Origin of the sequence: Streptomyces sp. 8K308 (assembly GCF_004348315.1) — a bacterium.
GTDB lineage: Bacteria > Actinomycetota > Actinomycetes > Streptomycetales > Streptomycetaceae > Streptomyces.
Window position 1 is genome coordinate 1 of the sequence record NZ_SMKC01000318.1, and the last position, 8,034, is coordinate 8,034.

The following is an 8,034-nucleotide window of genomic DNA, read 5'->3' on the forward strand; positions in this document are numbered from 1 at the left end:
GTCGACACCCTCGGCCCGCCGGCGCCCGCCCCGCCGACGCGGCCGCCGGTCCTGCGCCCCTCGCGGCGTGCGCTGCTGGCCGCCGCCGGCGGGACGGCGGCCGTCGCCGGCGGCGGCGTGCTCGTCTGGCGCCTCGCCCGGCTCGGTGGCGACGGCGGCGGCTCGGGCGGTGGCACCGCCGAGGGAAGCGGCGGTGACTCGTCGGGCGATGGGACGGGACAGGTCAGGACCGTGCGGATCGCCGTCCACGGCGACCTGAGCGGGGACAACGCCGTGCTCGGTCAGGAGATGCTCAACGCCGCCCGGCTCGCCGTGGACGAGGCGAACGCCTCGGGCGACCACCCGGGCCTTCGCTTCGAGGTCGTCGAGGCCGACGACCAGGGCGTGGCGGCGCAGGCCGGGGCGGCGGCCCAGACGGCGATCGACGACGAGGCCGTCCTGGCCGTGGTCGGGCCCGCGGCCTACGACACGGTGATGGCGGCCGGCGCGCGGTACAGCGCGGCGGGCCTCGCCTTCCTGGTCCACTCGGTCACCGAGGCCGAGCTCGGTGGGCAGGGGTTCGTCACCTTCCTGCGCGCGGTGCCGAGCGACCGGCAGTCGGGCGCCGCGATCGGTCAGTTCCTCGCCCGGCACCCGGACGTCTTCGCCGTGACCGTCATCGACAACGAGACCTCGTACGGCGTGGAGATGGCCAACGAGGTGCAGGCGGTGCTGGTGAACGACGAGACCCACTACCTGGAGAGCCGGAGGTCCGTGGCGAGCGACGAGACCGACCTCTCCGGCCTCGTCCGGGGCATCACGGACTCCGAAGCGGACACCGTGGCGTTCTTCGGCGCGTCCGACCAGCTCGGCGCGCTGGCCGCCGCGCTCGGCTCGGCGGAGTTCACCGGCCCACGGATCAGCGGGAACCGGGGCCTTGAGCAGCCGTTCATCGACCGGGCCGGCGAGTCGGCCGAGGGGTGGTTCCTGGCGTCGTTCATCGTCGACCCGTTCACCAACGACGCGACGTGGGAGTTCGCCGACCGCTTCACCGAGGCGTACGACCTGCAGCCGGGCTACTTCGCGGCCCGCGTGTACGACGTCACCCGGCTGATCACGGAGACGGTCGCCGGTCTCGGCGCCGAGGCGGCGGACCGGTCCGCGGTGTTCCAGGCCCTGTCCAGGGCCAGCCACCGGGGCGTCACGGGCGTGATCCGCTTCGACGGCGATGGGGAGTACGGCGGCACGGGGCCCCACCTCTACCAGGTTACCGAGGGCGTGTTCGTCCCCCTCGGCCCGATCGAGGACTACACACCCTGACGCCGGTCGGCCGCGTCAGGGCGCGTCGGCTTCGAGCCTGGCCCGCAGCTCGACAGCCTGGGGCAGGGCGCCGGCCTCGTAGTCGGCGAGCGCCTGCCGCCAGTGCTCGCGGGCCGCCGCGTGCTCGCCGAGTCGGGCACGCGTGTCGCCGATCGCCGCGTGCGAGTGGGCCCGCGCCACTCGCTCGCCGACCTCGACGGCCAGCGCCAGGGCCTCCTCGTGGAGGGGCAGCGCCCGGGCCGGATCGCCCGCGGCCGTGTGGGTGGCGGCCAGGGTGTTCAGCATCTCGACCGTCAGCTCCGACTCGCCCACGGCGCGCGCCAGGGCGAGGGCCTCGCCGTGGAGGCGCAGCGCCTCCGCGAGCTCGCCGCGGTTCCGGTGGAGGGTGCCCAACTTGTTCAGGCACAGCGCCTCGATCTGGCGGTAGCCGGTCTCGCGGGCCAGGGCCATGCTGCGGTGGGCGTGTTCGAACGCCGTTGCCTCATCGCCGAGCCGCGTGTGCACGTCGGCCAGCACGCAGTGGGTGTTGGCCTCGACGGACTTGTCGCCGTGGGACTCGCAGAGTTCGAGCACGCTCTCCAGGCGGCGCCGCGCCTCGTCGAGCCGGCCGAGGGTGCGCAGCGTGCGGCCCATGTTGACCAGGAGGGCGCAGCGGACCCGCCAGTTCCCCTCCGTGCCGTTCAGCTCCAGCGCGAGCTCGTACTGGCGGAGGGCGTCCGGCAGTTCGCCCCTGCGCAGCGCGACGCCCGCCAGGCCGTTGAGCACGGAGGCCTGGAGCGACCGGTCGCCGGCCCGCTCGTAGACGGCCAGCGCCTGCCGGAAGTGGCCGACCACCTCCTCGGGGTCGTCGCCCCACAGGTTCATCATGGTGCCGAGCACCCGCCGCGCGTTCGCCTCCGCGAACTCGTCGCCGGCCGCCCGGGCCGCGCGGAGCGCCCGGCCGTGCAGGGCGACCGCCTCGTCGAAGTACCCGCCCACCCGCAGGTAGAGGTGCACCGTCTCGGACAGACGGGTGACGAACGCCGGATCGCCGTGCCTGGTGACCTCGAGCAGGTTGGCCCGCTCGGCGTCCAGCCAGCGCCGGGCCTGGTCGTGACCGGGGAACGAGGGGGACGGGCCGTCCGGCGGCGACACCTTCGGCCGGTGCGCGTAGTCGTTGGGCGCGAAGACGTCCATGGCGGCGGAGGCCGCGTACAGGTAGTGGTCGCGCAGTCGGCCGAGCGCGGACGCCCGCTCGGCGGCGGTGTCCGTGGACTCGGCGAGCTCGGCGGCGTAGTCGCGCAACAGGTCGTGCTGCCGGTGCCGCCCGTCGCCTGTCTGGTCGACGAGATGGGCGCGCAGCAGCGTGTCGAGGCACCGGCGGGTCTCCCGCAGGGTGTGCCCGGCGAGGGCCGCCACGGCGTGGGTGTCGGTGTCGTGCCCCGGGTGCAGGCCGAGGAGCCGGAACACCCGGGCCGCGGCGGGATCGAGCCGCTGGTAGGACCAGGAGAACACGGAACGCACGGCGGTGTGCGGGTCGCCCTCGATGTGGAGCAGGTCGAGGGCGCCCTGCCGCTCGGCGAGTTCGCCGGCCAGCTCGGTGAGGCTGAGGGCCGGCCGCGACCTGATCAGCTCGGCGACGATGCGCAGCGCGAGCGGCAACCGGACGCACTGCTCGACCAGCGCCTCGGCCGCCTCGGGTTCGGCCTCGACGCGCGGGCCGAGCAGCTCCCGCAGCAGGTGGTGGGCGTCCGTCGCGGGGAGCCGGGCGACGCGGACCCGGTGGGCCCCGTCCCGGACGACGAGGCCGGCCAGCGTGTCGCGGCTGGTGACGAGCGTGAAGCAGGACGGCGCGCCGGGCAGCAGGGGGCGCACCTGCTCGACGGCGTGGGCGTTGTCCAACACGATCAGCATCCGGCGCCCGGCGACCAGGGTGCGGAAGCGGGCGGCGCGCTCGGCGAGCCCCTGGGGGAGCGCCGTGCCCTCCTGCCCCAGCGCCCGCAGGAACCCGGCCAGCGCGTCCTGCGGGGCGACCGGCTGGTCGGGGCCGTAGCCGTGCAGGTCGACGTAGAGCTGGCCGTCGGGGAACCGCTCCCGGCCGCGGTGCCCCCAGTGCACCACCAGGGCCGTCTTGCCGACGCCCGCCGTCCCGGACACCGCCGCGACGGCGGCCGACGCCGTCGCCAACAGTCCGTCCAACTCGGCCAGTTCGGCGTCGCGGCCGACGAAGTTCCGGACGTCGAGGGGAAGCTGGGCGGGGACCTCGCCACGCCCGGCGGGGGCGGCGAGCCGCCGCGCCTCGTGCTCCCCGTGCCCCCCGGGCCCCAGCGCCTCGCCGGCCAGCACACGGCGCTCCAACTCCCGCAGCTCGGGCCCAGGTTCGACGCCTAGCTCCCGCATAAGCGTCTCCCGCACCGCGCGGTAGGCCGCGAGCGCGTCGGCCTGCCGCCCGGCCCGGGCCAGGGCGGTCATCAGCAGCGCGTGGAAGCGTTCGCGCATCGGGTGCTCGCGCACCTGGGTGAGCAGCTCGGCCACGATCTCCGCGTGCCGCCCGAGGGTCAGCTCCGACTCGTACAGCGTCTCCAGGGCGACGAGGCGGCGCTCGACGAGCCGGTGCACCCAGTCGTCGAGGAGCGGGAGGTCAACCCCGGTGAATGGTGCGCCCCGCCACAGCCCCAGCGCGCCGCGCAGCGACTCGACCGCGCCCCGCGGGTCCTCCCGGGCGGCGATCGCGAGACCCTCCTCGACCGCCGACTCGAACCGCTCCGCGTCGAGCTCGCCAGGCTCCACCCGCAGCCGGTAGCCGGCGGGCCCCAGCGCGAGCCGGTCCGGCTCCCCGAGCTTGCGGCGGAGCCGGTGGACCTGGAGCTGGAGCCGCTGTCCGCCGCGGGGATCCGGCTGGTCGCCCCATAACGCGTCGATGAGCACGTCCGTCGGCACCGGTCGCCCGGCGCGCGCCAACAGCACGGCGAGCAGGGAGCGTTCCAACCGCCCGCCGAGGGCCTCCTGCCGCCCGTCCCGCCGGATCGCCAGCTCGCCCAACACCTGGAACCTCACGGCACGCCCCCTCCCCCTGCTCGCGCGTCAACCAGCGTGACGGCGCGTGCAGCCCGCATGCTCCCAGAGCGGGAGGGCCGGGGGAAAGTCGAGGGGGGCTGGGTCAGTCCACGGGCAGCGGCGTGTGCCGCACCGAGCTTCGGCCGCGCACGTCGTAGTCCTGGGCGAGACCGGTGGAGTGCAGCCGGCCGATGTCGGCGTTGTCGAACGTCATCCAGCCGATCTTGGCGACCTTGTCGTCGTCCCAGTTGTAGCGGTCCCACACGTTGACCTGGTAGTCGAGACGGGCCTCCGGGCGGCCGGTGGGGCCCGGCTCGACGGTGACCACGCCGGCGACGTCCAGCTCGGCGTGGCCCATCGCCAGGCGCCAGTTGGCGTCGTCGAACTCGAAGCCCTGGGCGCCGGAGCGCACGGGGAAAGCGACGGGCCGGCCGCCGCTCTCCCGGAACGCCTCGGTCGCCTCGCGTGTCCACTCGTCGCGCCTGGCCGAGACCGCCGCGTCGACCGCCCGGCCGACCACGGTCGAGTCCTGGAGCATGCCGTCGACATCGACGTCGAGCCGGCTGCCGGAGCCGTCCAGGTAGTGGTCGAGCAGTTGGGCCGCGTCCTCGTAGCCGAAGGCCTCCGCCACGGTGGCGCCGGCCTCGAGCTCGGCCTGCAACGCGTAGTCGCGGACCAGCGGTTCGGCCACGTCGTACGGGCCGGCCCCCTCGTCGTACCGGCGGTCGGGCGGGGCGGACAGCAGGCCGGCGTCGGTCAGGGACTCCCGGTGCGCCGACCAGAACGACGCCCGCGAGCCGGGGTCCATCTCCGCGAAGGCGTCGCGCAGCGCGGCCTCGCGCTCCGCCCCGCCGGCCTCGTCCACGGCCCAGAGCGCCACCACGGCCCGCTGGGTGCGCAGTTCGCGCTCCAGCTCGGCGCTCGGCCGGTGGGCGGCGGCGTCCATCAACCGGCCGAAGTCCTCGAACCGCTCCCGCCCCAGGCCGGCGGTGTCCCGTGGCGGCAGCTCGGGCTCGTCGTTGGCACCGAGGTAGGCGAGGGCCGCGGCGGGCAGGCGGTCCTGGGCGCCGCCCACCGCCGGGTCGGTCAGCATGACGAGGCCGTCGGCGACCCGCGTCAGGGCGTCCGTGAGCGGGGCGCGCCGCGCGGGGTCGAGCGCGAGCGGTCCGCCGGCCAGGTCGCCGAGGGCCGCCAGTTCGCGGGCGTCGAGGCGGGCGTAGAACCCTTCCAGGTAGGCCAGTTGCCCGTCGTCGAGCCGGGCCCCCGACAGCGGCCGGCCGGTGAGCGGGTCGTACAGCTGGCGCCCGATGGCCGCCAGCGTCTCGGTGTGGCGGCGCAGCGCCTCGGGATCCGGCCGGCCGGACGCCAGTTCGCGGGATATCCCGTCGGCGGCGAACCGGGCCATGCCGGAGGTGGTCCACAACCCGAGCGGCCCGTCGACGACGTCGTAGTCCAGGTCGTCAAGCTCGGTGCCGTACTCCGCGAGCCGGCGCCGGTACTGGGCGATGGCCTCGCCCATCTCCCGCGAGGTCGCCCGCGCCCGGTCGACGACCGCCGTCAGATGGCGCAGCCTGATCAGCGCCGGCCGCGACAGCGCGCCGCCGGCGCCGGAGCCCGGCAGCGCGTCGTCGCCGTACCCGCCGTACCCGCCGGCCTCGAGCAGCGGCGTCGAGGCCAGCTCGCGCCGCGCCTGCTCCAACTGGTCGGTGTGGTAGGCGTCGAGCCCGGTGGGCCCGTCGATGAGGGCGTTCACCTCGTCGACCGCGTCCAGCGCCCGATTCATGGCGCGGACGAGCAGGCCGGTCACGCGGTCCAGGTCGGCGCCGTTGCCCTGGAGCCCCCGCGCGGTGGCGTCGATCCGCTCCGTGCCGTCGACCACGGCCTCGCCGTTGAGCCGGCCCGCCTCCTCGCCCGCCCGGGTGGCCGCCTCCGCCAACTCACCGGCCTCCCCGGCCTCGGCCGCGGCCCGCGCGTACGCCGCCGCGGTGCCCGCCATGCTCTCCGGATCGATCTCGTCCGTGAACGCGTCGCGCCGCCGCCATGGCGACCGGCCGAGCGCCGCCTCGACGTCCGCGCGCGTGAAGTCGACTGTCCCGGCCACCGTGCCTCCCTGCCGACCGCTTCCCGTGTGCGAACGCAGCATAGGGCCAGGCGCCGGTGACCGGTGGCAGGGAGGGGACACAACCTGTCCGCCACCGGTGGAAGTGTGCGGTCACCGCCCCCGACCGAGGGCGGACGGCGACCGAGAGCCGGGAGCCAGCATGTCCATCGCGACGACCACCCACCTGAACTTCCGGGGCGACGCCCGCGCGGCGCTCGACTTCTACCACTCCGTCTTCGGCGGGCACACGACCGTCGTCACCTACCGGGACGCGGGCGACACGCGGAACGCGGACGAGGCGGAGTGGGTGATGTGGGGTCAGGTGGCCGGTGACGACGGCTGCCACGTCATGGCCTACGATGTGCCCTCCCAATGCCCTGGAACCCGGGCGAGAACGCCGTCCTCGTCTCGGTGCGCGGCGACGACGCCGAGGAGATCGCAGCGCTGTGGGAGAGGTTGGCCGTCGGCTCGACCGTCGTCCGGCCGTTGGAGCCCGCGTCGTGGGCGCCGCTCTACGGCATGCTCAGGGACCGCTTTGCGTCACCTGGGTGCTGGACGTCGCGGCCGACCACCAGGGCTGACCCGCCGACTTCGCTCCCCGCGATGTGAAGTTCCAAGCAATTTCGTTATGTTCCCGCCCCCGGGAGCCGGCTTCCCGGCCCGCGCCCGGGGGTTCGCGGTGCGGTGACCGGCCAGGGAGAAGTTCTGTCCTGAGTGTTAACAACACAGCTGGCCTGTTATAGCTTTCTGCCGCCCTCCCTCGGCCACGAGGATTCGGACCATGACTATGGACAGAAGTGGTCGGCGCGGCCCCGAGCAGCGTCGGCAGGACATCGCCGACGTCGTCCTCTCCGCGGGCTCCGTCGCCGCCGCCGAACTCGCCGAACGGTTCGGCGTCAGCCTCATGACGATCCACCGCGACCTCGACGAGCTGGAACGCCGGGGCATCGTGCGCAAGCACCGCGGCGGCGTCACCGCCCAGCCGTCCGGGGTGTTCGAGAGCAACGTCGCCTACCGGCTGAAGTCGATGGGTCCCGCCAAGGACGCCATCGCCGAGCGGGCCGTCGGACTGATCGAGCCCGGCATGGCCGTCCTGCTCGACGACTCCACCTCGGCGCTCGCGCTGGCGCGCCGGCTCGCGGGGATCACGCCGCTGACCGTCGTCACCAACTTCCTCCGGATCATCAACCTGCTCGCCGGCGAGCGCGACATCCGGCTGATGGCGCTCGGCGGCGACTACGACCCGCTGCACGACTCCTTCCTCGGGGTCTCGTGCGTGGACGCCATCGAGGCGCTGAACGTGGACCTGTGCTTCGTGTCCACCTCGGCGGTGTCCGAGGGATTCGCCTACCACCAGGAGCAGCACATCGTGTCGGTCAAGCGGGTCATGCTCCGGGCCGCGGCCCACAACGTGCTGCTGCTCGACCACTCCAAGCTCAACCGGGTGGCGCTGCACCGGGTCGCGCCGCTGACGGCGTTCGACCGCGTCGTCGTCGACGACGGCGCCGACGCGCGGGCGTTGCGCGATCTTGACGAGCGGAAGGTGCCCTACGAGGTGGCGACGACCTGACCACCGTGGACCGCCGGTCGGTGGCGAC

At 74.6% G+C, this 8,034-nt stretch carries 4 protein-coding genes and 1 pseudogene; 3 read left to right on the forward strand and 2 right to left on the reverse strand.

Annotated features, from left to right (window positions below):
- On the forward strand, positions 1-1,299 hold a 1,299-nt coding region (locus tag E1265_RS29630), incomplete at its 5' end, for a branched-chain amino acid ABC transporter substrate-binding protein (RefSeq protein ID WP_132934071.1).
- 15 nt (positions 1,300-1,314) lie between these two features.
- Here E1265_RS29630 and E1265_RS29635 read toward each other — a convergent pair.
- Positions 1,315-4,335 (reverse strand): BTAD domain-containing putative transcriptional regulator, encoded by a 3,021-nt coding sequence (locus E1265_RS29635; RefSeq protein ID WP_132934072.1) that lies wholly within the window; start codon positions 4,333-4,335, stop codon positions 1,315-1,317.
- 103 nt (positions 4,336-4,438) lie between these two features.
- Positions 4,439-6,436 (reverse strand): hypothetical protein, encoded by a 1,998-nt coding sequence (locus E1265_RS29640; RefSeq protein WP_132934073.1) that lies wholly within the window; start codon positions 6,434-6,436, stop codon positions 4,439-4,441.
- Between the two features lie 160 nt (positions 6,437-6,596).
- On the opposite strand from E1265_RS29640, the pseudogene E1265_RS29645 reads away from it, so the two are divergent.
- Together E1265_RS29645 and E1265_RS29650 are read left to right on the forward strand one after the other, a co-directional pair.
- Positions 6,597-7,017: pseudogene (locus E1265_RS29645) on the forward strand (VOC family protein).
- 200 nt (positions 7,018-7,217) lie between these two features.
- The gene (locus E1265_RS29650) at positions 7,218-8,006 is read left to right on the forward strand and encodes a DeoR/GlpR family DNA-binding transcription regulator (RefSeq protein ID WP_132934074.1); all 789 of its coding nucleotides are present in this window, start codon (positions 7,218-7,220) and stop codon (positions 8,004-8,006) included.
- Positions 8,007-8,034 lie beyond the last annotated feature (28 nt).

Bases quoted from the DNA above. Each gene is read 5' to 3' on its own strand.
- E1265_RS29650 (WP_132934074.1), top strand. From the start codon at position 7,218: ATGACTATGGACAGAAGTGGTCGGCGCGGCCCCGAGCAGCGTCGGCAG.